This window comes from Pseudonocardia sp. MH-G8 (assembly GCF_002262885.1).
GTDB lineage: Bacteria > Actinomycetota > Actinomycetes > Mycobacteriales > Pseudonocardiaceae > Pseudonocardia.
In genome coordinates this window covers 744,568-767,230 of sequence record NZ_NKYF01000001.1, presented here as the reverse complement: position 1 = coordinate 767,230, position 22,663 = coordinate 744,568, and the positions used below count along the sequence as shown (strand labels likewise).

26 protein-coding genes are annotated in these 22,663 nt (G+C 71.4%); 13 read left to right on the top strand and 13 right to left on the bottom strand.

Annotated elements, in window-relative coordinates:
- Positions 1-20: 20 nt before the first annotated feature.
- Together CFP66_RS48990 and CFP66_RS03590 are read right to left on the bottom strand one after the other, a co-directional pair.
- Positions 21-551, bottom strand: a complete 531-nt coding sequence (locus CFP66_RS48990; RefSeq protein WP_094920297.1) for a cupin domain-containing protein — start codon at positions 549-551, stop codon at positions 21-23.
- 25 nt (positions 552-576) lie between these two features.
- A complete protein-coding gene (locus CFP66_RS03590; protein WP_094920295.1) occupies positions 577-1,386 on the bottom strand; it encodes an alpha/beta fold hydrolase in 810 nt (269 codons plus the stop codon).
- A gap of 102 nt (positions 1,387-1,488) precedes the next feature.
- On the opposite strand from CFP66_RS03590, the gene CFP66_RS03585 reads away from it, so the two are divergent.
- Positions 1,489-1,998: a MarR family winged helix-turn-helix transcriptional regulator gene (locus tag CFP66_RS03585; protein ID WP_094920294.1), complete on the top strand. Its 510-nt coding sequence runs from the start codon at positions 1,489-1,491 to the stop codon at positions 1,996-1,998.
- 121 nt (positions 1,999-2,119) lie between these two features.
- Here CFP66_RS03585 and CFP66_RS47800 read toward each other — a convergent pair whose 3' ends face one another.
- Positions 2,120-3,469, bottom strand: coding sequence for an alpha/beta fold hydrolase (locus tag CFP66_RS47800; RefSeq protein WP_158228017.1), 1,350 nt, complete (start codon positions 3,467-3,469; stop codon positions 2,120-2,122).
- A 5-nt stretch (positions 3,470-3,474) separates the two neighbouring features.
- Entirely contained in the window at positions 3,475-3,813 is a 339-nt protein-coding gene (locus CFP66_RS03570; RefSeq protein ID WP_233159111.1) for a helix-turn-helix transcriptional regulator, read from the bottom strand.
- 39 nt (positions 3,814-3,852) lie between these two features.
- Between CFP66_RS03570 and CFP66_RS03565 the strand changes: the two genes are divergently transcribed.
- From CFP66_RS03565 to CFP66_RS03550, 3 genes are all read left to right on the top strand, one after another.
- Positions 3,853-4,389, top strand: a complete 537-nt coding sequence (locus CFP66_RS03565) for a class I SAM-dependent methyltransferase (protein ID WP_094920291.1) — start codon at positions 3,853-3,855, stop codon at positions 4,387-4,389.
- Positions 4,390-5,180: 791 nt separating this feature from the next.
- Positions 5,181-6,152 (top strand): excalibur calcium-binding domain-containing protein, encoded by a 972-nt coding sequence (locus tag CFP66_RS03555; protein ID WP_143517092.1) that lies wholly within the window; start codon positions 5,181-5,183, stop codon positions 6,150-6,152.
- Positions 6,149-6,748: a sortase domain-bontaining protein gene (locus CFP66_RS03550; RefSeq protein ID WP_233159109.1), complete on the top strand. Its 600-nt coding sequence runs from the start codon at positions 6,149-6,151 to the stop codon at positions 6,746-6,748. The genes CFP66_RS03555 and CFP66_RS03550 overlap by 4 nt, the downstream gene beginning before the upstream one ends.
- 244 nt (positions 6,749-6,992) lie before the next feature.
- Here the strand turns inward: CFP66_RS03550 and CFP66_RS03540 are convergent, their stop codons facing one another.
- Positions 6,993-7,655, bottom strand: a complete 663-nt coding sequence (locus CFP66_RS03540) for a GntR family transcriptional regulator (protein WP_198961280.1) — start codon at positions 7,653-7,655, stop codon at positions 6,993-6,995.
- 130 nt (positions 7,656-7,785) lie between these two features.
- Here CFP66_RS03540 and CFP66_RS03535 point away from each other — a divergent pair, with 130 nt between their 5' ends.
- Positions 7,786-8,325: a YbhB/YbcL family Raf kinase inhibitor-like protein gene (locus CFP66_RS03535; protein ID WP_094920283.1), complete on the top strand. Its 540-nt coding sequence runs from the start codon at positions 7,786-7,788 to the stop codon at positions 8,323-8,325.
- Here CFP66_RS03535 and CFP66_RS50225 read toward each other — a convergent pair.
- Together CFP66_RS50225 and CFP66_RS48410 are read right to left on the bottom strand one after the other, a co-directional pair.
- Positions 8,261-8,812 (bottom strand): N-acetyltransferase, encoded by a 552-nt coding sequence (locus CFP66_RS50225; protein ID WP_094920282.1) that lies wholly within the window; start codon positions 8,810-8,812, stop codon positions 8,261-8,263. The genes CFP66_RS03535 and CFP66_RS50225 overlap by 65 nt on opposite strands.
- Positions 8,725-9,015 carry a hypothetical protein gene (locus CFP66_RS48410; RefSeq protein WP_198961222.1) on the bottom strand — a complete coding sequence of 97 codons (291 nt, stop codon included), beginning with the start codon at positions 9,013-9,015 and terminating at the stop codon, positions 8,725-8,727. The genes CFP66_RS50225 and CFP66_RS48410 overlap by 88 nt, the downstream gene beginning before the upstream one ends.
- An 87-nt stretch (positions 9,016-9,102) precedes the next feature.
- Between CFP66_RS48410 and CFP66_RS49860 the strand changes: the two genes are divergently transcribed.
- Entirely contained in the window at positions 9,103-9,291 is a 189-nt protein-coding gene (locus tag CFP66_RS49860) for an AlpA family transcriptional regulator (protein WP_094920280.1), read from the top strand.
- A gap of 289 nt (positions 9,292-9,580) precedes the next feature.
- Here CFP66_RS49860 and CFP66_RS03520 read toward each other — a convergent pair whose 3' ends face one another.
- Positions 9,581-10,243, bottom strand: a complete 663-nt coding sequence (locus CFP66_RS03520) for a TetR/AcrR family transcriptional regulator (RefSeq protein ID WP_143517091.1) — start codon at positions 10,241-10,243, stop codon at positions 9,581-9,583.
- 105 nt (positions 10,244-10,348) lie between these two features.
- Here CFP66_RS03520 and CFP66_RS03515 point away from each other — a divergent pair, with 105 nt between their 5' ends.
- Entirely contained in the window at positions 10,349-11,581 is a 1,233-nt protein-coding gene (locus CFP66_RS03515) for a cytochrome P450 (protein ID WP_094920276.1), read from the top strand.
- On the opposite strand, the gene CFP66_RS03510 is transcribed toward CFP66_RS03515, so the two are convergent.
- On the bottom strand, positions 11,503-12,297 hold the full coding sequence (locus CFP66_RS03510; RefSeq protein ID WP_094920275.1) for a DinB family protein: 795 nt from the start codon (positions 12,295-12,297) through the stop codon (positions 11,503-11,505). The two genes, CFP66_RS03515 and CFP66_RS03510, sit on opposite strands and share 79 nt — an antisense overlap.
- A gap of 42 nt (positions 12,298-12,339) precedes the next feature.
- Positions 12,340-12,807, bottom strand: a complete 468-nt coding sequence (locus CFP66_RS03505) for an SRPBCC family protein (RefSeq protein WP_094921475.1) — start codon at positions 12,805-12,807, stop codon at positions 12,340-12,342.
- 114 nt (positions 12,808-12,921) lie between these two features.
- Here CFP66_RS03505 and CFP66_RS03500 point away from each other — a divergent pair, with 114 nt between their 5' ends.
- Positions 12,922-13,818 (top strand): hypothetical protein, encoded by an 897-nt coding sequence (locus tag CFP66_RS03500; RefSeq protein WP_094920273.1) that lies wholly within the window; start codon positions 12,922-12,924, stop codon positions 13,816-13,818.
- 13 nt (positions 13,819-13,831) lie between these two features.
- Here CFP66_RS03500 and CFP66_RS03495 read toward each other — a convergent pair whose 3' ends face one another.
- The gene (locus tag CFP66_RS03495; RefSeq protein WP_094920272.1) at positions 13,832-14,458 is read right to left on the bottom strand and encodes a hypothetical protein; all 627 of its coding nucleotides are present in this window, start codon (positions 14,456-14,458) and stop codon (positions 13,832-13,834) included.
- Between the two features lie 204 nt (positions 14,459-14,662).
- On the opposite strand from CFP66_RS03495, the gene CFP66_RS03490 reads away from it, so the two are divergent.
- Positions 14,663-15,721 (top strand): hypothetical protein, encoded by a 1,059-nt coding sequence (locus CFP66_RS03490; RefSeq protein ID WP_233159107.1) that lies wholly within the window; start codon positions 14,663-14,665, stop codon positions 15,719-15,721.
- 7 nt (positions 15,722-15,728) lie between these two features.
- Here the strand turns inward: CFP66_RS03490 and uppS are convergent, their stop codons facing one another.
- Positions 15,729-16,517, bottom strand: coding sequence for a polyprenyl diphosphate synthase (gene uppS, locus CFP66_RS03485; protein ID WP_094920269.1), 789 nt, complete (start codon positions 16,515-16,517; stop codon positions 15,729-15,731).
- A gap of 91 nt (positions 16,518-16,608) precedes the next feature.
- On the opposite strand from uppS, the gene lexA reads away from it, so the two are divergent.
- Positions 16,609-17,271, top strand: coding sequence for a transcriptional repressor LexA (gene lexA, locus CFP66_RS03480; RefSeq protein ID WP_094920267.1), 663 nt, complete (start codon positions 16,609-16,611; stop codon positions 17,269-17,271).
- A 19-nt stretch (positions 17,272-17,290) separates the two neighbouring features.
- On the opposite strand, the gene CFP66_RS03475 is transcribed toward lexA, so the two are convergent.
- Positions 17,291-17,965 (bottom strand): TetR/AcrR family transcriptional regulator, encoded by a 675-nt coding sequence (locus tag CFP66_RS03475; protein WP_094920265.1) that lies wholly within the window; start codon positions 17,963-17,965, stop codon positions 17,291-17,293.
- Between the two features lie 89 nt (positions 17,966-18,054).
- Here CFP66_RS03475 and CFP66_RS03470 point away from each other — a divergent pair, with 89 nt between their 5' ends.
- The 3 genes from CFP66_RS03470 to CFP66_RS03460 are packed head-to-tail and all read left to right on the top strand — an operon-like array spanning position 18,055 to position 22,652.
- On the top strand, positions 18,055-20,253 hold the full coding sequence (locus CFP66_RS03470) for an acetate--CoA ligase family protein (RefSeq protein WP_198961221.1): 2,199 nt from the start codon (positions 18,055-18,057) through the stop codon (positions 20,251-20,253).
- Positions 20,254-20,282: 29 nt separating this feature from the next.
- Entirely contained in the window at positions 20,283-21,020 is a 738-nt protein-coding gene (locus CFP66_RS03465) for an enoyl-CoA hydratase/isomerase family protein (protein ID WP_094920262.1), read from the top strand.
- Between the two features lie 45 nt (positions 21,021-21,065).
- Positions 21,066-22,652, top strand: a complete 1,587-nt coding sequence (locus tag CFP66_RS03460) for an ABC transporter substrate-binding protein (protein WP_094920261.1) — start codon at positions 21,066-21,068, stop codon at positions 22,650-22,652.
- Positions 22,653-22,663: the final 11 nt, after the last annotated feature.

The following is a 22,663-nucleotide window of genomic DNA, read 5'->3' as shown; positions in this document are numbered from 1 at the left end:
GCGCGTGGCTCCGGTTCACCTCACTCCTGCGACGGCGGTGGCGGTACGAAGAAGCTGTCGTGGCGGATGAAGAAGGCCGCGCGCTCCTCGTCGCTGAGACCGGCGAGCTGGGTGACACCCTCGAAGTACTCCTCGCGGGGAGCGCCGGGTGCGAAGAGCATCAGCATCGAGGCAGGCTCCCCCGATTCGTTGCGGAAAGCGTGCAGGCCCCCGACCGGCACGTACAGGTAATCTCCCGCGGTCGCGTCGATCCAGCGTCGGCCGTCGAACAAGCCGATGGTGCCGGACAGGATGAAGAACGACTCCGACATCGCCTTGTGGAAGTGGGTGCTCGGACCACCGAACTCCGGGCCCATCTCCACGCGGTACAGGCCGTACTCGCCTCCCGTGGACGCGGTTGTGGACAGGTAGTGGTAATCGGTGCCGCGGGCGACGGTGGGCCCGGTGGTGGCGACCGGGGGCGAGACGAAGTCGGCCTCCGTCGTCGCGGGCCGGAACACTGCGTTGATCTCGCCGGTGTTCCCGAAGTAGCGGGGATCGGGGTAGGACACGACTGTTGTTCCTTCCGCGGAGTGATCAGGATCGGATGCCGGCCGGCGCGGCGGCGTCGGCGAGGAACTCGCGGGTGCGCTCGACCAGCCCCGCGGGATCGGCGAACCAGTCCATGTGCCCCTCGCCCGGCACCTCCACGAGGCGGCTTCCGGCGATCCCGGCGTGCAACTGCCGGGAGCCGTCGACGGGGATCATGGCGTCCTCGGCGAACCCGACCACGAGCGTGGGCGCGGTGATCGCGGGGAGCAGGTGCCTGATGTCCACCCGCAGGCCGAGGTCGATCTGGCGGCCGATGCCCGGCGGCGGCCACTCGTCGGCCAGCGACTGCGCGAGGCCCTCGTGCCCGAAGCGGTCGACGGCGGCGGCGCTGAATCCGGTCAACGTGGAGAACCGCTTGAACAGCTCGCGGTCGGTGCGCAGGAGTGCCTGCCAGGTCTCGAAGTAGAACCGGTCGCGCGGCCCCGTGGAATGCGCCCAGCCACCGACGAGGACGAGCCTGCGCACCAGCTCCGGGCGGGTGGCGGCGACTGCGGCCGCGGCGACGGCACCGAGCGAGAAGCCGAGCACGTCCACCGGACCGTCCACCGCGTCGCTGGTGGCCGCGGCGACCTGGTCGGCGATCAGGTCCACGGTGAGCTCCCCGCCGCCATCCCGGGTCTCGCCGCTTCCGCTGAAGTTCGGCCGGACGACGGTGTGGCTGCCGGTGAAGTGGTCCACGACGTTGCCGAAGACCTTCTCCGCGTCTCCACCCGTGCCGTGGACCAGCACGAGCCCCGGCCCCTGGCCGTCGACGTGGTAGTGGACGTCAGTGGCCCTGACGGAGGTGATGGGCATGTCGACTCCCAGGTGTAGGCCAGTGCTGGTTAGATGAGCGCTAAGCTAACTGGGCAGTGCTTCGGTGTCAAACAAGCGAGCGCTCATCTATCGGGAGGTTTCATGCCGGACGCGGTGGCCGCGGTCGTCGAGCAGTGGCGCCGGGAGTTCCCGGACCTCGACGTCTCGCCGATCGGGGTGGTCGGGCGCCTCATGCGGATCTCCAGGCTGTGGGACAAGGAGATCAAGGTCTTCCTCGAAGGGCACGACCTGGAACCCGGCGAGTTCGACGTGCTGTCCACGCTGCGCAGATCCGGGGCTCCGTACGAGCTCACCGCCGGCGCCTTCCTCCGGACGTCGCTGGTCACCACGGGAGCCGTCACCCTTCGTGTGGACCGGATGCAGGCCAAGGGCCTGGTGGTCCGGGAGCGTGACGCGACCGACCGCCGGTCGGTGAAGATCCGCCTGACTCCGCTCGGACTCGAGGTCATCGAACGCGTGCTCCCGCTGCACCTGGCCAACGAGGCCCGCCTCCTGCGGTCATTGCGCGAGGCGGACCGCCGCAACCTCGCGACGACGTTGGCGGCCATGCTCGAGTCCTACGGCGACGTCCCGTCCGGCGTCGACGACTGAGCCTGCGGATACGTCCACGGGGCCGCTGCGAGCAGCGCCCCGCTGACGGCCCACCGCTCACGCTGCGGTGGCGCAGTAGCGGCGGGACGTGCGCGGGGGCCCGCGGGTCGCCGACCTCGCGTCAGCCGAGTAGGAACGCGCGTGCTTGCCGGGCGACCGCCTCCGGTGCCATCCAGAACGCGGAGTGGTCGTGATCCGGGAGGGTCATCACGGTGACGGTCGGCAGGATCGCGGCGAGGGCGTCCGCGGCTTCGCGCATGAAGGCCTCCCCGTTGCCGCCGACGGCCACGGCGATCGGCGCGTCGATGGACCACCGGTCGGCGGGCAGCGGCTTGCCGTCCTGGAGCCCGTGCAGGATCCGGCCGTCGTAGGCGTAGGTGTGGGCGTACTTCGCCATCTCGTCCCAGGACGGGTCCTGCTTCATCATGGAGATGTACTCGGCCGGGACGCCGATCATCCTGGTCATGAAGTACTCGACGGCCTCGCTGCGCTTGCCCGTCGCGACCAGCGCTTCCTGGTGCTCGACGTAGTCGGCGGGCGCCGGGGGTCGAGAATCGCTGACGATGAACGGCGGCTCGTAGAGGTAGAGGCCCGTGACCTTGCCTCCCAGCGCAGTGGCGGCGTCGAGCGCGAGCCCGCAGCCGCCGGAGCCACTCGTCAGGGCCGCGGAGCCGCCCGCGACGTCGATCAGCGCGGCGATGTCGTCGATCTCGCGCGCCGGATCGTAGGGCTGCGGGTCACCGCTCGCCCCGCGCCCGCGACGGTCGAAATTGATCACGGTGAAGTCCTCGGACAGTGCTGCGGCGATGCCCGCGACGCCGGTGTGGTCCTCGGCGACGGTGCTGATCACGATGATCGCCGGTCCCGATCCGGTCTGCTCGTAGGTGATCGTGGTGCCGTCGGTGGAGGTGACGGTGGACATGGTGGGAGCTCCTTCGGTCGCCGGTTCGTCGGTGTGATCGTTCTGCGGGTCGTCCAGCAGGTCGGCGAGGCGGCCGAGGGCTTCGGCGTATCCCTCGGCCATCTGGAGTTCGACCGCTCGCTGCAGCGCTGGTTCGTCGGGGAAGGTCGCGGCGATGTCGACGGTGCAGCCGGTGTCGGTCGAGGTGAACCCGACTCTCGTCGGGAAGGTGCCTGTGCCATCGGGCTGCCAGGCCTCGTCGGCGAACTCGTCGTCGTAGGCCAGCTCGGCGCGATCGACGACGGTCGTGTAGGTGGCGATGCTGCGGACGGGGGCTGCCGATCCGTCCGCCGGTGCGATCTGGAACCGCCAGCGTCCGCCGGCGCGCACGTCCATCTCGTACACGGTCGCCGTCCAGCCCTGCGGGCCCCACCAGCGGCTGATCGCCTCGGCGTCGGTCCACGCCCACCAGGCCCGGTCGACCCCGGCCCGGTAGGAGCGACGGATGCGGACGGTCTTGTTCGGCTCGTCGATCTCGATGCCGTCGGTGATGTCTCCGGACACGGTCACGCTCCTCACTCGTTCGCTTCTTCGGATTCGCGGTCGTCGTCGAGGAAGGAGCCGAGGCGGTCCATCCGCTCCGACCACAGGACGGCGAAGCTCCGCATCCAGTCGCTCAGCTCGCGCATGGACTCGGGGCGCAGCCGGTAGATGCGCTGCTGAGCCCGTTTGGTCGACTCCACGACGTCCGCCTCGGCGAGCAGTCGCAGATGCCGGGACACCTGCGGCTGGCCCAGGCCCAGCGCGTCGACGATCTCGCCCACCGACCGTGGACCGTCCCGGAGCAACTCGACGATCCGGAACCGGTTCGGCTCGGCGATCGTCGTGAGTCTCTGTTGCACGCTGTCGGCCACGACACGAAGATACATCGAAATGTATATATAGACAAGTGCATGTACGTGGCCGGGGTGCACGAGGATGCGGGCGGTCGTCCTCGGAATCGACGGCAGCGCGACCCTGCTGAGGCATGCCCGGGGCGGCTCGGCGAACGGGCGAACCTGCGCCTGCACGATGTGGAGCAGTCTCTGGACTTCATCGACGATGTCGCGTTCGACGGGATCGTGTGCGCATTGGTGCTCCACCACGTCGCCAACCGGGCACAGCTCCTCAGCGAGCTGCGCCGAGTCCTACGCCCCGGCGGCTGGTTATTGATCTCGACGAGCCACCCGACGTCTGATCGGCACCGGTTCGGCGGATCGTATTACGCTGAGGACTGGGTCGACCTCCCCGTCGCCGGGGGAGAGCAGTCGATCCACTACCAACGGATGTCCCTGGAGACCTTCTTGGCCGAGCTCCTGGACTCCGGATTCGTCCTGGAACGGCTCGTCGAACCGCGCCCGACTGCGGCGCTTCGTGATCTCGACGAATCCGCCTACAGGAAGCTGCAACAATCGCCATCGTTCCTCGCCGTCAGGCTCAGGCGGTCCTGACCGGGTTGATGGTTGCGCGATCCGCCTCGTCGTTCGCTCCTGCCTCCGGCCTGATCCGCTTTCCTGTGGTGCATGACGGATGTGGTCTGGCCGCCCGTGATCTGGATCGGTGCGCAGGGCGCGGGGGAAGTCGACGATCGCGTGGCTGCTCAGCCGGCACTTCGACCTGCTGCTGCATCCGGTGGACATCCAGGACCGTCAGGAACGGCTCCCGCGGCCTGCAGAATCGGACCGGTCGGCCGTGCAGGAAGCGGTCGGCATCGCGTTCGCGCCTGCGTTGGCGCGCGGGCTCACCCCGGTGCCGAGCCGGCTCGGCAGTGAGCGTTCGAGAACGATGCCGTCGCACGGCAGGGGCGGCTGTGGGCTGCAGCGACCGTGCGCGACGCGGTCGCAGGGCTATCGGCTGATCGTGAGCGACCGAGTCGGGGAGGCGAGGGCGCTGCGGCCGCCGGTGATGGTCCTTTCCCGCAACGTGATCGTTATGCGACCGGATATCGCGAGCCCGTTCGGTCCAGAGCACAAGACGGCAAATGCGGCAGTCGGAACGTGCAGACGTACCACCGCCCCGACAGCATGGCGTCGCCTCCGCCGGATGGGACGCAGGGGCGCGTAACGGAGTGGTGCTCGCCATCGACATGGCCGTCGTATCCATGCCCTCGACATGCATGAGCGCGACGAGGGCGACTCGAGCTCCCCCCGGATACCCCGATCCGATCGGCAGGAATGTGCCATCCCGCTTGCGTTCGACCATGCCCAGGGCACTGCCCGGCCAACTGCTCAGGAGAGGCACGTTGAAGAGAACTGCCGCGGTGGCCGTCGCCACGTTCATCTCGCTCGCCATGGCGACGACGCCAGCATGGGCGAGCGACGCATCGGGAGGGCCGCACCAGCACGAATGTGATGTCGAGCAGACGAGCGTCCCGGCCCCGACCTCGCCCCTGCCCGTGCCGCCGGTCGACGTGCCCGACGTGCCGCTCCCGGTCCCGGGCGACACGACGGATGCGCCCCCGATCACGACGGAGCGGCCCACGACGGCGCCGGAGAGGACCGCGGAGGCGCCCCCGCCCACGGAAGAGGCGGCGCCCGAGCCCGAGCCGGAGCCTCCGGCCCGGGCCACCGAGCCGCCGGCCGACGACGAGTCGGGCCAGGGCTCCGAGCCGGATGAGGACTCCGGTGACGCGTCCGTCACCGCTGAGGTCGAGTCGGTCGCCTTCGTCAGCGATCTCGGTCGACCCGAGTGGTGCGATCACGACGGGCGTGACCACGACGGGCGTGACCACGACGGGCGTGACCACGACGGCCGCGATCACGACGGGCGTGACCACGACGGCCGCGATCACGGTCGGCCCGACCACAACTGGTGGCACAACGGCGCATGGTGGCGTGACCACGATGGCCGCGACGACGATCAGGACGGGCATGACGGCGACGGAGACGACTCCGTCCGGTACGAGAACTGCGGCGAGGTGCGCGAGGCGGACGCCGCTCCCATCTTCTGGTGGGACGACGGCTTTGCGGACCACCTCGACAGCGACGACGACGGCATCGGCTGTGAATGGGGCGGCTCCGGTGACGGCGACGACGACAACGGCGACGGTGACAGAGACGGCGACTCGTCGAGCGACTCGGATGACGACTCCGACAGCGGGTCGTCGAGCACAAGCGACAACACCGTCTCCGTGAGCGATTACGGCTACAGCAGCTCCATCCCGCTGCCGGTCGGCGGCGTCGCTACCGGCGCGGGTCCGGGACAGCAGAGTTGAGGTCCCTCGTCGGGCTCGGGGCACTCGCCGTCCTCCTGGTCGGCGGGTGCTCCGCCCCGGCCCCCGAGGTGTCCGTCCCGCCGCAGGCACCGCCGATGCCGGTGGTCGCTGACCCGGTAGCGGTGTCGATCCCGAAGCTCGCTGCCGAATCCACGCTGATCGACCTCGGTTTGAATTCCGATCGCTCCGTCCAGGTGCCGCCGATCGAGCAGCCGGAGATCGCCGGTTGGTACGCGGGCGAGAAGGTCGACGAGGACGGCGATGAGACGAAGCCGGGCCAGCGCGGCTCGGCGGTCATCGCCGCTCACGTGGACGGGGTCACCCCGGCCGGCGAGAAGGGACAGCCGGGCCTGTTCGCCCACCTGTCCACGCTCGTGCCGGGCGACGAGGTGTTCGTCGAACAGGATGGCGGCACCCGCCTGCGGTTCGTCGTCGAGTCGGTGGAGTCCTTCTCCAAGGACGAGTTCCCCGGACGGCGGGTCTACCTCGCCGACGACGCCTTCCGGTTGAACCTGGTGACCTGCGGCGGCGCGTTCGACGAGTCGACCGGTCACTACGTCGACAACATCGTGGCGTTCACGACGCTCGCGCCGTAGCTGCCCGGGGGCTCGGCCGGCTGTCCTCCCTCGCTCTCGAGGGCTTCCACGCCGGTCGAGCTCCGCGCTCGGTCGACCTGATCGCCGGGCACCACCCGTTCCTGTCCCGCCCCGACCTCGTCACCGGGCAGCTCATCGAGGTGCCCGGCGCCTGCTGAGGCGATGCCGTCGCGTCGCCGGCACGGACGGACCACCGCATGCCGGCTTGGGCGACCGGATCAACCGCGGCGAGCAGCGTCGATGATCAGCATTCGCCCGCGGGTTCGGAGGAGGCGTCGTCCGCCAGGACAGCCGCGGTCGTGGCGACGTGCCGGGCGAGCAGCTCGGCAGCGGTGTCGGCGTCGCGGACCAGCGCCGCCTCCTCCAGCCGGCGGTGCTCGTCGATGCCGTCCCGGTCGGGGTTGCGCTGGGTCGACCAGCGGCGGGCCAGCTCGCTCGCGGTCCACAGCCGGTCGAAGGTCTCCAGCAGCACGGAGTTCCCGCACCCCTCCAGCAAGGTGCGGTGGAAGAGTCGATGCGCTTCCGACCATGCGCTGCTGTAGTACTCGCCCTCCTCCGGCTCGTACACCGGGGTGCGGGTCAGACGGTGGTGGGTGGCGCGCACGCGCGCCTCCCAGTCGAGGTCGCCGCGCTCGATGGACAGGCGCAGCATGACCGGTTCGAGGGCCCGCCGGGCATCCGCGATCTCCTGCCAGCGGCGGTCCGAATGGGCCGCGACGGCGAAGCCCCGGTTGGGCAGCCGGTCGGCGAGACCGTCACCGACCACCCGGACGAGCGCCTCGCGCACTACAGCGAGGCTCACGCCCCGTTCCGCGGCGAGTTCCTGCGGCTTGAGGGCGGCACCGGGGCGGTACCGGCCACGCATGATCGCGTCTCGCAAGTGTGCGTAGACCTGCTCGGAGAGCATCTGCTTCCCCGAGGACGTCGACGTGCGGGGCACCGGAGCCATGCCCCAAGTATAGACGGTCGGACCGATAATCGATTATCTGCTACTGTCGACGTTGTCACCGCAGCACTCCCTCGAGAGGACCGACGCCATGAGCGCCAACGACCCCTTCGCCCGCCTCCCGGAGGTGGCCTCCTTCACGGTCACCAGCACCACCGTCGCCGACGGTGCTGCCTGGTCGCCCGAGCAGTACTCCGGCGTCTTCGGCGTGCCGGGCGGGAAGGACGTCTCCCCGCAGCTGTCCTGGGGCGGGGCCCCGGAGGGCACCAAGAGCTACGTCGTCACCGTCTACGACCCCGACGCCCCCACCGGTTCGGGGTTCTGGCACTGGGTCGTCGCCGACATCCCCGCCGCCGTCACCGAGCTGCCCGAAGGTGCGGGCGACGACACGGGGTCCGGCCTGCCCACGGGTGCCCTCCAGCTGCGCAACGACGCCGGCGCGGCCCGCTTCATCGGCGCCGCCCCGCCCGCCGGCCACGGACCCCACCGCTACTTCGTCGTGGTGCACGCGCTCGACGTCGAGTCCATCGGCGTACCGGCCGACGCCACCCCGGCCGTCCTCGGCTTCACCATGTTCGGCCACACCCTCGGCCGCGCGGTCCTGATCGCCATCGGCGAGATCCCCGCCTGACGGGGCCGGAGGCACCTGCCGACCGCCGCCCGGGCCATCTTCGGCTGCCCGCGCCCCCGCAAGGACGCGGAGGGCGTGGGCGATCAGCTACGGCAGGGTCGCGGACCATTGCGACCCCGAGTGGACCGCGGCGCTTTCCCTCGACGACGAAGCCGGCCCGGCTGTAGAGCCGGGCCGCGGGGTTGTGGAGGTGGACGTTGAGGGTCAGACGGTCATGGCCCTCGTGGGCAGTGCGGGCGACGAGCGCGTCGAGCAGGCGGCGTCCGACGCCGCGACCGCGGTCGGTGGGCACCACCGCGATGACCAGCTCGGGAACCGGCGCGCCGTCGGGCGTCACGACCAGCAGGGGTTCCCGGAAGTGCCACCAGGCCGCCAGAGGCAGGACCAGGCGCGCGGACGTCACGGCTCGCGCGTCCAGAGTCCACGAGGGGCGCGCAGGTGTGTACCGCGAAAGGGCCGGTTCACCGCCTCTTTGACGTGCCACCATGCGTCCGACTCGGTGTCGGCCCAGCCGTGGGAGGACTTTCCACCGTCCAGGACCACCGTCCAGCGGAAGCGACCGCTCCGCTCGTTGAAGTCGACCGACGCTCGCCCCTGTGCCCGAGTGATCTCCAGCCGCGCGTCTTGCTCGTTCCGAGCCTCACCCATCGCGCAGCCGCCTCCCTGCACCGCTGTCCACCAGAAGGTCATGACGGCAGAGTAGTCGTAATCGCCTCACAGCGTCATATACGCCTCAGCGCGGTGGCAACGACTCAGGAGCCGACCTAGCGTCGGCCTGTGGGCGAGGAACGGCTGATCAGCACGGGTGAGGTAGCGCGTGCGGTTGGGCTGTCCCGGCAGACCATTCAGCGGTACATGCGGGAGGGGCTCCTGACGCCGGTGTTCACCACGACCGGCGGGCACGCGAGGTGGCGTCTCGACGAGGTGCTCGAACAGCTCCGCGCACTCCACCGGAGGGCGGAGTAGAACTACAGCGGCAGGTCCGTGATGGCGCCGGTCGTGATCACCGGTTTGGCGTGTTCCTCGGTCGGGAGGGGCTACCGGCGCAGCCAGGTCAGGTTGATCAGCGCCTGCGGTCGCAGAGACGCACTGATGCGGTTGTGGTACCGCGGCTGCCGATCGTGTCGACCGGTGGCCCGAGCTGCCGGTGCCCGGCGGGGTGGCCGGTGCGGGCGCCGTGATCGCCAGAATCGGGACCTGGCGTGCACCATTCAGGGCGCATGGCCGTTCGCGTCGATCGGCAGGGTGGCGCCGGCTACTCCGCCGTCTTGAGGTAGCGGTCCAGGCCGTCGACGGTCAGCGGCTGCCGGCGCAGCGGCTCGGTGGCGTCGAGCGCCACTGCGTGGAGGCCGCCGAGGAACAGCTCCAGCTGCTGGTTGATCAGCAGCTCGTTCAGCTCGGCGCCGATGACGGGTAGCGGGCGGGACAGCTTGATGACGCCGACCATGATGTCGATGGGTGTGATGCCCTGGCGGAGCTGCCCCTCCTGCTGGGCGGTGCGGACGAGCTGCGCCATGCGCTCGAAGAGCTGGTTGCGTCGCGCCTTCAGTACTCCGCCCTCGCCGCGCAGGTCCTCCTCCAGGCTGAGGGCCAGCACGGGCATGAAGACTCCGACCCGAAGGTCCACCAGGCGGTGCAGGAGCTGCGCCAGCGCACCCCAGGCGTCGGGGTGCTCGGCGGTGGCGCAGTCCAGCTCCGCGTCGATCAGGTCCATGTTCTCGAGGGCGACCTGCTGGACGAGCGTGTGACGGTCGGGGAACCGTCGGTAGAGGGTGGCGATGCCGACGCCGGCGCGGCGGGCGATCTCTTCCAGGGAGGCCTGGATGCCGTGCTCGAGGAAGACTTCGCGGGCCGCGGCGATGATCTGCTCGCGGTTGCGGCGGGCGTCCGCGCGCAGCCGGGGCGTGCTCTCGGTCAACCGGTACCCAGCTCCTCTGGATGTGGAGGGAACCCCTTCGATTCTGCTAGCCTACCGCTGGGCAGTAAACGAAGGGATGCCCTTCACTTAGCCAAGGAGTGGCAGATGTCCGAGACCACGACTCCTGGCAGCCGCACCTTCCCGGTCCAGCGCCAGTGCCCGTTCGCCCCACCACCGGAGTACGACCGGCTGCGTTCCGACGAACCCGTCGCCGAGGTGCAGTTGCCCACCGGCGGCACCGCCTGGCTGGTGACCCGGTACGAGGACGTCCGGACCGTGCTGAGCAGCCCGGTGTTCAGTGCCGACGGCACCCGCCCCGGATTTCCCGCGCTCGTCCCGGGCGCGGTGCAGGTCCTGCGCAACCCGCCGTTCATCCGGATGGACCCGCCGCAGCACAGCTTCTACCGGCGCATGCTCATCCAGGAGTTCACCGTCAAGCGCATCAAGACGATGCGGACCGGCATCCAGGCCACCGTGGACCGGCTGCTGGACGACATGCTGGCCAGGACCCCGCCGGTGGACCTGGTCGAGGCGTTCGCGCTCCCCGTGCCGTCACTGGTGATCTGCCAGCTGCTCGGTGTGCCCTACGACGACCACGAGTTCTTCCAGAGCCGGACGAAGGTGGTCGTGTCGGGGGCGAGCACCGCGGAGCAGTTCGCGGCCGCGCTGGCGGGGCTACGTGCCTACATGGACGGGCTGATCACCCGCAAGCAGCAGGATCCCGGCGACGACCTGCTCAGCAAGCTGGTCACCGAGCGGCTGGAGCCCGCCGGCGAGCTGCGCAGGGATGAGCTGGTGATGATGTGCCTGCTGCTGCTCAACGCGGGGCACGAGACCACGGCGAACATGATCTCGCTGGGCACGGCGGCGCTGCTGGAGCGCCCCGATCAGCTCGCCGCGCTGCGGTCGGACCCCGGGCTGCTTCCCGGCGCCATCGAGGAGCTGCTGCGCTACCTCAGCATCGCCGACTTCGTCACCAGCCGGGTCGCGGCTGAGGACACGGAGCTCAGCGGCACGGCGATCCGCGCGGGCGAGGGGGTCGTCGCCCTGCTGGCCGCGGCAGACTGGGACCCCGGAGTCTTCCCCGAGCCCGAGCGGTTCGACGTCCATCGCGGCAACCGGCACCACGTCGCCTTCGGCTACGGCGTGCACCAGTGCCTCGGGCAGCACCTCGCCCGTCTGGAGCTGGAGATCGTGTTCTCCACCCTGTTCGCGCGCATCCCCACCCTGCGTCTCGCCGAGCCGGTGGACGAACTGCCCTACAAGCACGGGGGGTTGCTCTTCGGGCTGCACGAGCTGCCCGTCACCTGGAGGACGTCGAGGTCGCGCTCCGCGTAGAGGCGGTGTTCCCACTCCTCGACGAGCACCGTGCCCAGGCAGCTCCTGACCGGGTAGCTGCCGGGTTCGGGGTACCCGGGCCCCTCGACGGGCTCGGTGGTGCCCGCCAGAGTCTCTTCGGTGAGGCTCTCGATCACCCGGCGGACGGTCTGCATGCGGTCCGCGCGCAGGGCGAGCACCTCGTCCAGGCTCGGCCGCGCGTGGCGGTCCCACGGGACGGTCGGATCCTGTTCCGTGCCGTCGAACGGCAGGCTCAGTGGATGCCACGGCGTCGGGTCACCGAGGATCGCGCGGCGCACCCAGATGTCGGTGGCGTAGACGAGGTGCCGCAGCGTCTGGATGAAGGACCACTCGCCGTCGACCTGCTCGTGCAACAGCTGGGGTGGCAGCGCCCGGGCGCGCTCCACTGTGCCCGCCCACAGCGACTCGAGGATGTCCCACGCCTCGTGGAAACCGGCCACGTCGCGAGGGCGCATCTTGGCGCGGTCGGGGTGGCGGCGGTCGAGCTCGGCCTCGACCAGCGGTCCGACATCCACGCCGTTGATCCGCAGGCCTTCGATCTGGCCGTTGATCTCTGCCTCGCCGATCCACACCCCACGCATCCGAACCCGCCAGAAGTTCCCGCGGGTCACGTCGACGTTGCTCAGCTGAGCGTCGGTCAGCGACAGGTCGGTGAAGCGCACCTTCGAGTGGCTCGCGCCCGACGCCTCGGTCATCCCGACAGCCTTGCACGCCCGGTGCCTCCTACCGGTCGTTGATCAGGCGGACTGCTCCACGTACGACGCCAGGTTGGCCAACGAGGAGGCGATGCCGATCTCGTGGGCCGCCTGATCGATCCCGGGAGGCACGTCCTCGGCGATGACGGTGACCGTGGTGGCTCCGCCACCGGCTTCGAGGCGCCACGTCATGGTCATGGTGCCCGCGTACGACGGGTCGTCGGACTCGAACACGGCACGCTGCACCACGCGTTCCGGCGGCACGAGTTCGGCGAAGCCGACGTCGACGACGTCCGTTGCGTCCGACGACTTGCCAGGAGCGTCGGTGGGGTCGAGGTAGGTCAGCACCATCCTGAACCCGCCGCCCGGCCGGGGATCCCAGTGCTCGATCCGCCCGCGCATGCCGTCGGGCGGCATCCAGACTTCGAGGGACCCTCGATCGAGGAGCGCCGTGTAGACGGCCTCCGGTGGTGCCGCGATCATGCGACTGACGCGGTCGGTTCTTCCCATGGTCACCGATTCTCGTCGTCGGGGCGTGGTGGCGGCTACGGCCTCTGCGTTACGCGTCCCGGACTGACCGATCTGTTCACGACCCGCTCGCCGGGTTGGGCCATCCTCGATGCCATGGATGTCGACCTGGCCCGCGCCGCATCGTTCCTCGCCGGCCACGGCCGGTTGCTCGACCGGCGCCGTTTCGAGCTGCTGCTGGGGGAGGTGCAGCCGCAGGCCGTGCTCGCCGCGCTCGACGGGTACCGCAACGACGACGGCGGTTACGGCTGGGGCATGGAACCCGACCTGCGCGCGCCGGAGAGTCAGCCGGCCGGTGCGCTGCACGCCTTCGAGGTGTTCGAGGACATCGCGCCGGCGACCAGCCCGCGCGCGACCCAGCTGTGCGACTGGTTGGAATCGGTGACGCTGCCCGACGGCGGCCTGCCGTTCGCCCTGCCGATGGCCGACGCCAGCGCCTGCGCGCCGTTCTGGGCCGAGGCCGACCCCACCGTCTCGACGCTGCAGAGCACCGCCTTCGCCGCGGGTGCCGCGCTGCGGGTCGCCGCGCACGACCCCGCCGTCGCGGCGCACGCCTGGCTGGCACGCGCCTGTCGCTACTGCCTCGACACCATCGGCGCGCTGGACTCGGCACCGCACGCGATCGCGCTGTCGTTCGCCGTCCGCTTCCTGGACGCCGCGTACGAGCGGTACCCCGAGGCGTCGTCGCTGCTGGAACGACTCGCCCGGTTCGTGCCCGACACCGGGCGGCTCCCCGTCGAGGGTGGCAGCGAAGGCGAGACGATGCGGGCGCTCAACTTCGCGTCGGTGCCCGGTAGCCCGGCGAGCCGCTTGCTGCGGCCTGGAGTGTTGGACGTCGAGCTGGAGGGGTTGGCCGCGCAACAGCAGGACGACGGCGGCTGGACCGTCGACTTCGCCAGCTACTCGCCGACCGCCACGTTGGAATGGCGCGGCTACGTGACCGTGGGTGCCGTCCTGACCCTGGCCCGGGCGGGACGGCTGCCGACGGGATGAGCAACGAGGCCTCTCAACGGGCGGCGTGCAGCGTCAGTTCGAGCGCCAGGTGTTCGCTGGAGTCGAGCAGGGCGGTGAGCCTGCGCTCGTCCGGCCTGCCGTGGTGGAGGGCCGAACCGAGGAGGCCGTAGTGCAGCACGGCGAGCCTGCCGTCGAACCGGTGCAGCGAGCCGTCGACCTCGCCCGCGGCCTGCTCGACCCTGTCCGTGTCCGCCTCGTCGAGGGCGAGTCCGTTCGCGACGGCGCGGGCCCACCGTCGTCGGCCGCGCCGGAACCCGCTGGAGCACGGCGGCCCTGCGGTGGCGGCCGGAACGTCCAGGAGGATCAGCAGGAAGTGCTGTTCGCACCCGTCGTCGTTCTCGGCGAACGCGACGACGGTGAGGTGGCCACCGCTCCACCGTCCGGAGCGGGCCAGCAGCACCCGGTCCATCCGGTGCGGCAGGTCGTCCGGTACCGAGCCGGTCGGGTCCGCGAGAGGCGACGGCGCGCCGAACGCGCGCGAGAGGCTCCACCGTTCCAGTGCTGACTGCAGGGCGGCCAGCGCGGCACGTTCCCGCCCCCCGCCGACGACGACGCCGTAGAGCGTCATCCCGAGCCCCATCAGCAGGATCGCGCACCCGACGAGGATGGAGAGGTACATGTCCAAGCCTCCTCGGTGAGAGCCAGGTGCAGGTCGTTCATAGTGCAGTTGCGGGGCGAGCGCGAGTGCCGATCCTCGACGCGAGGAGCTCGACCGCGACGATCCCGACGAAACGGTCCGACCGCGAGCGTGGTCGGCGAGTTCGTTCCCTCGGCTCCAGCCCGCGTTCACCCGCCGGCTCACCGCGCTGCCTAGGTTCCGCTCGTGAGTGCTCGTGGAGGTCCGTCCGGGCGGCTGTCGCGCCGCCGTCTGTTCCAGGCTGCGCTCGTCGCGGGCGGTGCGGTGACGCTCGGGGCGTGTGCTGCCCCATCCACGTCCGGTTCGGCCGCCGCGCCGCGGCCGGTGCGAGTGCTGATCGCCACCAACGAGCCGTGGGGCACCTACCACGCGGAGCCGCTCCTGGCGGAGGCGCAGCGCAGGGGGTGGACGCTCACCCAGCTCGTGCCCGACCGCAGCGAGATCGACGCGGACGAGGCGGTGCCGGTCGCGGTGGCAGGGGCGTTCCCCGAGGCCGACCTGCTCGTCGTCACCGGCGCGGGGGACTGGCCGGCCGACTGCCTCGCGCAGCTACCCGCCCTGCCCGTCGTCGCGTCCTCGTTGGCGTACCTGTTGCCGCAGGAGGCACCGCGGGCCGGGGAAGTGCGTTCTCGGGTCGGGGCGGCGACGGCGTCCTCGTCCGCGGAGGCCGCCGCGTTCCGGGCCCACCTCGGGCTCCCCGGTGAGGCGCGGGTCGTCGGCTCCGCCCAGACCGACGACCTGCCGCAGCGGGCGGCCGAGCCGGGCACCGTGCTCGTCCTGACCAGCGTCACGCACGAGGACGAGACCGGCGCCGCGGCGCCCGGTGCGCAGCTGCTGCTGGACTCCGCACGCCGCCTCGCCGATGCCGGCAGGCGCATCGTCGTCGGCCTCCACCCGCGCGAGGACCGGGAGTTGTGGTCGGAGTACGAGATCAGCGAGGTGCCCTCGGTGCAGGCCTCAGCCGTCGCAGAGGTCGCGATCGGGATCCCCGGCACGGTGTTCCCCCTGGTCGCGGCGGTCGGTACGCCACTGGTCGGGTGCATCGACCCGGCGCTCGAGATCCCGGACCACCTGCGCGACGTCTGCTCCGCGGTGATCGACGACGCCGGCGCCGCGGTGGCCGCCGTCGACACGGCCCGCCCGCTCGCTGCGGACGCGCTGACCGCCGCCGTCGGTCCGGTCGGCGGTTCCGCGCAACGATTGCTCGACGTGTGGGGCGACGCCGTGGCGGGCGCCGGCGGATGAGCGGGGGTCAGCGGCCGAACCGGCGGTCGCGGCGGGCGTAGTCGCGCAGGGCCCGGAGGAAGTCGACCCGGCGGAAGGCCGGCCAGTAGGTGTCGCAGAAGAACAGCTCGGCGTTGGCGGACTGCCACAGCAGGAATCCGGACAGCCGCCGCTCCCCGCTGGTGCGGATGATCAGATCCGGCGGAGGGCGGGGTGCCGTGTACAGGTGCGCGGCGATCGCCTCGTCGGAGATCCGCGCCGCCACGTCGGCGAGGCTCGCGCCCGTGCCGGCTTCGGCGTCGAGCAGGGCGCGGAGGGCGTCGACGATCTCGACCCGCCCGTCGTAGCCGACGGCGATCGTGACGTGCGCGCCCGAGTCGCAGTGGCGGGTCTGTTCCTCGGCGAGCTTCAGCGCGTGCGCGGTCGAGTCCGGGAGCGCGTCGAGCCGCCCGGCGAGATGCACCTGCCAAGTGGCTCCCGGCGCGGCGAGACGTTCGGCGACGACGTCCTCGATGACGCCGAGCAGGTAGGCGACCTCGGCGGCGTCGCGCTTGCGGAGGTTGTCGAGGGAGGCGACGTAGACGGTGACGTGGTCGATGCCCAGCTCCCGGCACCAGCCGAGGACCTCGTCGACGTGCTCGGCGCCGTAGCGGTGGCCGACGCTCGGATTGCCCATGCCCATCTGCCGCGCCCAGCGTCGGTTGCCGTCCATCACGAGGCCGACGTGCCGCGGAAGCCGGGCGCCCGAGGTGACGACCCCGTGCAGGCGCCGTTCGTAGAGCTGGCGGAGCAACGGGTGGAACGATCCGGTCGGCATCGCAGGAGAGACTAGCGGCGGACGGGGAACGGGGCCGCGGAACAGCCGTGTACCGGATCGGGTTGTCGGTGCCGACCTCTAGCATCCGCGCGTGCCCGTCTTCGATGATCTGGATGCGTTCGGCCACCTGGACACCTCGACGCTGCCTGCGCGCCAGCAGCGGATCCTGGTCGCGATCCGGGACTGGGTGGTGCGGTGCGGGTACGCGCCGAGCACCCGGGAGATCGGCGACGCGGTCGGGCTGCGGTCGCCGTCGTCGGTGTCGAAGCACCTGGCGAGCCTCGAGGAGCGGGGGTTCCTCCGGCGCGGTACCGCGATGTCGCGGCCGATCGACGTGCGCCTCTTCCTGCAGGAGCCCCCGGCGCAGGGGCGCGGGGACGACGCGGTGTCCGTGCCGGTGGTCGGCGACATCGCTGCGGGCACACCCATCCTGGCCGAGGAGCACGTCGACGACGTCCTGACGCTGCCCCGCGAGCTCGCCGGGCGCGGCACGGTCTTCGCGCTGCGCGTGCGGGGCGATTCGATGGTCGACGCCGCGATCTGCGACGGCGACACCGTGGTGGTGCGCCAGCAGTCCGAGGCGCATTCCGGCCAGATCGTCGCGGCGATGATCGACGGTGAGGCCACGGTGAAGGTGTACCGCCGGCGCAACGGGCACGTGTTCCTCGAGCCGCGCAACCCGGCCTACGACGTCATCGACGGTGACGAGGCTGTCGTGTTGGGCATCATCGTCTCGGTGTTGCGCAGCGTCTGATCGTCCGCATCGCCGGTGCTCAGTCACGCACCGTGTGGTCGAGGCCCAAGGCTCTGACCCACAGCTGGGTCAGGGTGTGAACGAGGGTCTCCTCGTCGAACTGCTCGCCCAGCACCAGCCAGAAGTGCGCGGTGCCGTTGACCATGGTGACCAGGGCGCTCGCGCTGTGGAACGGGTCGAGGTCGCGGTCGGCGAGGCCGGCGTCCTGTAGCTGCACGATGCTGTGCTGGACGCGCGAGACGGCGCGGTCCCGCACGGCCATGCGCAGCTTGCGCACCTCCTCGTCGTAGGCGGTGACCTGTTCGAGGAGCCCCAGCAGCGCGGCGTTGCGCTTGTAGATCTCCACGAAGCGGCGGTTGGAGCGCTCGATGCGCGCGATCGGGTCGGGCTCGCCGCCGCTGGGGTCACCGCTCCCGGTGCCGAGGTAGAGCGCGTCCATCTCCTGCGCGCAGAGGGTGCGGAAGATGTCGGTCTTGGACTCGAAGTAGGTGTAGAAGCTGCCGTGCGACGCGCCGGCAGCCGCCGAGATGTCGGTGACCCGCGCGTCGAGGAAGCCGTCGCGCTCGAAGACCTCGCGGGCCGCGACCAGGAGCTGGCGCCGCGTGCGGCGCCCGCGCTCGGAGTTCGGGAGGGACCCCACGGAGGCGCGCCGGAGGCTGCCCGTTCCGCCTTCGCTGGTCGCGGTCTCGCTCATGCAGCTCGTCCGTTCGTCATCCGATGGGTTTCGACGTCGACGTCGAGTAACTCTTGACTTCGACATCGGCGTCAAGTTACCTCGTATGCGTGAGCTGCCCCACACCGCACCGGCACCGCGAGTCACGTCCGGCCCGCCCTGGCCTGGCGCTGATCCCCGGGAAGACCGGTGGCGGCGCGGCGATCCGGCGGATGCTGCGGCCGCGCGGGGTGGCGCTGGTCGGGGTGTCGGGACGGCCGGGCAACCCGATGGGCCGGCCGCTGCGCTACCTGCGTGAGCACGGGTTCGGCGGCGGTATCTACCCGGTCAACCCCGGTTACGACGAGCTGGAGGGGCTGCCCTGCTACGCCTCGCTCGCCGAGCTGCCGGGCCCGGTCGACCTGGTTCTCGCCCTCGTCCCGGCGGCGGCCGCGGCAGGCACGGTGCGGGAGGCGGGCGCGGTCGGCGCTGCCGGCGTCGTGGTCTTCGCCTCCGGCTTCGCCGAGACGGGGGCCGCGGGGGCCCGCCTGCAGGCGGAGCTGGCCGCGGCCGGTGAGGAAGCCGGCGTGCGCGTCCTCGGCCCGAACTGCCAGGGCCTGCTGCACACGCCCACGGGACTGGTCGCCACGTTCACCGCGGCCGCCGACCGGCAGCTGCGCGCTGCGGGCGGTGTCGCCTACGTCGGGCAGAGCGGAGCGGTCGGTGGATCGATCCTCGATCTGTCCGCGGAGATGGGCCTCGGACTCACGGCCTGGGCCAGCACCGGGAACCAGGCCGACCTCGACCTCGTGGAGGTCGCGTCCGCGCTGCTGGACGAGCCCGACGTGCGGGTGCTCCTGCTCTACGTCGAGTCCGTGGGCGACGGAGCCGCCTACCTGCGGCTCGCCGCTCGAGCGCGGGAGGCCGGCAAGCACCTGGTGGTGCTGCGCTCCGGTCGTTCCGGCGCGGGGCGACGCGCTGCCGTGTCCCACACCGGATCGATGCTCGGTGACGACACGGCGTTCGTCCTCGCGTCCGCCCGGCACGGCGTGGTGCTGGTCGACGACGTGGACGAGCTGCTCGCCGTGGCGGCCACGCTCTCCTCGATGCCGCGGCCCGAGGGGCGCAGGGTGGCGGTGGTGACGACGTCGGGCGGTGCCGGCAGCCTCGCCGCGGACCGGTGCAGCGACGCCGGCCTCGAGCTGCCTGAGCTGTGCACCACCACGCAGGATCGGCTTCGGCCACTCATCCCCGCGTTCGGCGCGTTGGCCAACCCCGTGGACGTCACCGCGCAGCTGTTCACCCGCGGCGCCGACGCCTTCGGCGACGTGTGCCGGATCGTGGCCGACGACCCGGGCGTGGACGCCGTCGCGGTGGTGCTGACCATGGTGGTCGGCCAGGCCGGTGCCGCCCTCGCCGAGGACCTGGTCGGCACCTCCGCCAGGCTCGCGAAGCCGCTGATGGTGGCATGGCTCGCCGGGCAGGACCAGACGGCGCAGGGGCGTGCCGTCTTCCGGGCCGCCGGCATCCCCGTCTTCTCTTCGGTCGGCGGCCTGGCCAGGGCGGCCGGGCTCGTCGCCCCGCCGCGAGCACCCGCGGTGCCCGCCGTGGCGCTGCCGCGACCCACGGCGCCGGCCCCCGACCGGATCCGGGAGCTGCTGGACGCCTCCGACGGGCCCGCGTTGCTCGACGCGATGGGGATCGCCCGGCCCGCCTCGGTCGTGGTGCGCACCCGGCAGGAAGCCACCGACGCCGTGGTGGGCCTCGGCGGGCCGGCGGCGATGAAGCTGCAGGCCGCCGCGCTGGCGCACAAGTCCGAGGTCGGGGGTGTGCGGCTCGACGTCGACGCCGCGCGTGCCGCGAGGGTCTTCGACGATCTCGTGGCCGCCGCGCGCGCCCACCACGTCGAGGCGCTCGACGGCGTCCTGGTGCAGGCGATGGTGCCCGCCGGAGCGGAGCTGGTCGTCGCCGCGACGGGCGGGCGGGACGGCTTCCCGCCGCTCGTCACCGTCGGCTTCGGCGGGATCACCACCGAGCTCTACGCCGACGTCGCCACCGGGCTGGCGCCCGTCTCGCCCGAAGAGGCGTGGGCCATGCTGCGCCGCCTGCGCGCCTGGCCGCTGCTCGGTGGCTTCCGCGGGGCGCCGGCCCGGGACGTGCGGGCAGCGGTCGACGCCGTGGTCCGGCTCGGTCACGCGGCCGTGGCGGCCGGTCCCCAGTTGGCGGAGTTCGAGGTCAATCCGCTGGTCGTCGGGCTGCCGGGCGAAGGAGCGACAGCGGTCGACGTCCTCGTCCGGGTCGCCGACGGTGGCGACCCCGTGGGTGAGTGAGCAGGAAGCGCAACAGGGAGGCAGGCCGGATGGGACAGGTTCACCTGGAGCGGCGTGACGGCGTCGCGGTCCTCACCGTCGACTCGGTGGAGGTCAAGAACGGCCTCACGCCGGACATGGGTCGGCAGCTCGCCGAGCTGTGCGAGGAGGTCGACGCCGACGCGTCGATCGGCGCGGCGGTGGTGCGCGGTGCGGGCGGCACGTTCTGCTCCGGCGCCGACCGGCGCCGCTGGCGTCCCGGCGCCGACCAGGCCGAGGACGCGACCTACCAGGAGGCGGGTGCGGTCTACGGCGCCTTCATGCGGGTCGGGACGCTGGCCGTGCCCACGGTCGCCGCCGTTCGCGGCGCGGCCGTCGGCGCCGGCATCAACCTCATGCTCGCCACCGACCTGCGGGTCGTGGCGACCGATGCCCGGATCATGGCGGGCTTCCTGCGGATCGGCCTGCACCCCGGCGGGGGCTTCTTCACGATCGCCGGCCGGACGGCGGGCCGCGAGGCCACCGCCGCGATGGGCCTGTTCAGCGAGGAGATCGACGGCGCGCGTGCCGAGCAGATCGGGCTCGCGTGGCGCGCGGTGCCCGACGAGGACGTCGACGAGGTCGCGTTCGCGCTGGCCGCGCAGCCCGCGAAGGACCCGGACCTCGCCCGCCAGGCGGTCCGGTCGTTCCGGACCGAGCTGGGACCGCCCGGCCTCGCCTGGGACGCGGCGCTGCACTTCGAGCGGGCCACCCAGATGTGGTCGCAGCGGCGGCGCAACAGCACCTGAACAACCGGATCTCCGGTGCAACGGCGCACGAGGAGGAGGAACGGCATGAAGAGGCTCACCGGACTGTCGATCGCCGGCGTGGTCCTGCTCGCCGTCACCGCATGCGGTGGCGGCGGTGGCGGGACCGCGGGTGATCCCGGGGTGGAGCGGGAGGCGCAGACGGCCGCCTGCCCGCCGGCTTCCGAGGGGATGGACGAGGGCGCGACCCTGACCTGGATGTACAGCGTCGGGAACACCAGCTTCGACCCCGACAAGATCACGACGAACAACAGCCAGATGTACCTCTACCCGGTCTACGACAGCCTCGTGCACGTCGACGAGGAGGGCACCCCGCAGCCGATGCTCGCGGAGTCGTGGCAGCTGACCGACGGCGGCACGGTCCTGCAGATGGAGCTGCGCGGCGGATGGACCTACCACGACGGCACACCGTTCGACGCCGCGTCGGTCAAGGCCAACATCGAGCGCGGCCAGCAGCCCTGGTCCTACAACGCCAACGCGCTGCAGGCCATCACGTCCGTCGAGGTCGTGGACGCCGACACCGTCCGGCTGGTCACCGGCGGCGGTGCGGGTGCGCTCGTGGGCATCCTCGGCGGGTCGGCCGGGATGATGATGAGCCCGGCAGCATTCGACAAGCCGGGCGAGGACATCGCACCCACCGGCGGCTCCGGGGCGTTCCGGATGACGAACTACGTGCCGGGCAGCCGCGTCGAGTACACGGCGGTGGAGGACTACTGGGACCCGGAGGCGGTGAACGTCGCCACGCTCGTGTTCCTCATCTCCGGCGACGACAACGCCCGCCTCAACGCCGTGCAGACCGGCGCCGCGGACGTGACGTTCCTGCGGGCGAGCATGTACCAGCCCGCGGTGGACTCGGGTCTCGTGGTCTGCGAGGCGCCGAGCCTGTCGAGCTACAACCTCACGCTGAACACCGCACGCTCCGAGTTCGGGAGCAAGCAGGTGCGCCAGGCGATCAACCACGCGATCAACCGGGACGCCATCGCCGCGGTGACCAACGGATTCTGCGAACCCGGCGTGCAGCTGTTCCCGCAGTTCTACTTCGCGTCCAACCCGGACATCGGGCCCGAGCGGTACCCGTACGACCCGGAACGGGCCCGGCAGCTGCTCGCCGAAGCCGGCGTGCCCGACGGCTTCTCCTTCGACCTCGAGGTCATCAACCTCGACCTCTACCAGCAGATCGCGGAGGTCATGCAGCAGAACCTCGCGGAGGTCGGGATCCAGATGTCGATCACCCCGGTGGAGATCGCGAAGCTCGCCGAGGACTTCTCGGTGAACAAGTCCGCCGACGCCACGCTCTCGGAGCAGAAGGCCGAATCGGACCCGAGCATCCTCACCGCCTCGTACTACCTGGCGGACGGGTTCAACAACCCGGGCGGGTTCACGACCGACGAGATCACCCGACTGCACGCCGAGGCGATGGCGGGCGCGACGGCCGACGAGCGGCGTCCGGCGTATGCCCAGCTGTTCCAGGCCGTCACCGAGGAGGCCTACCCGAACGTCACGCTCTGCCACCTCACCACGCCGTTCGCGATGAACGACACGGTCCGCGGCGTGGAGATCTACGCCGACGCCTCGCGCCAGTTCCGGGGCGCCGGGATCGAACCCGGGCCGTGAGGGGCTGACCC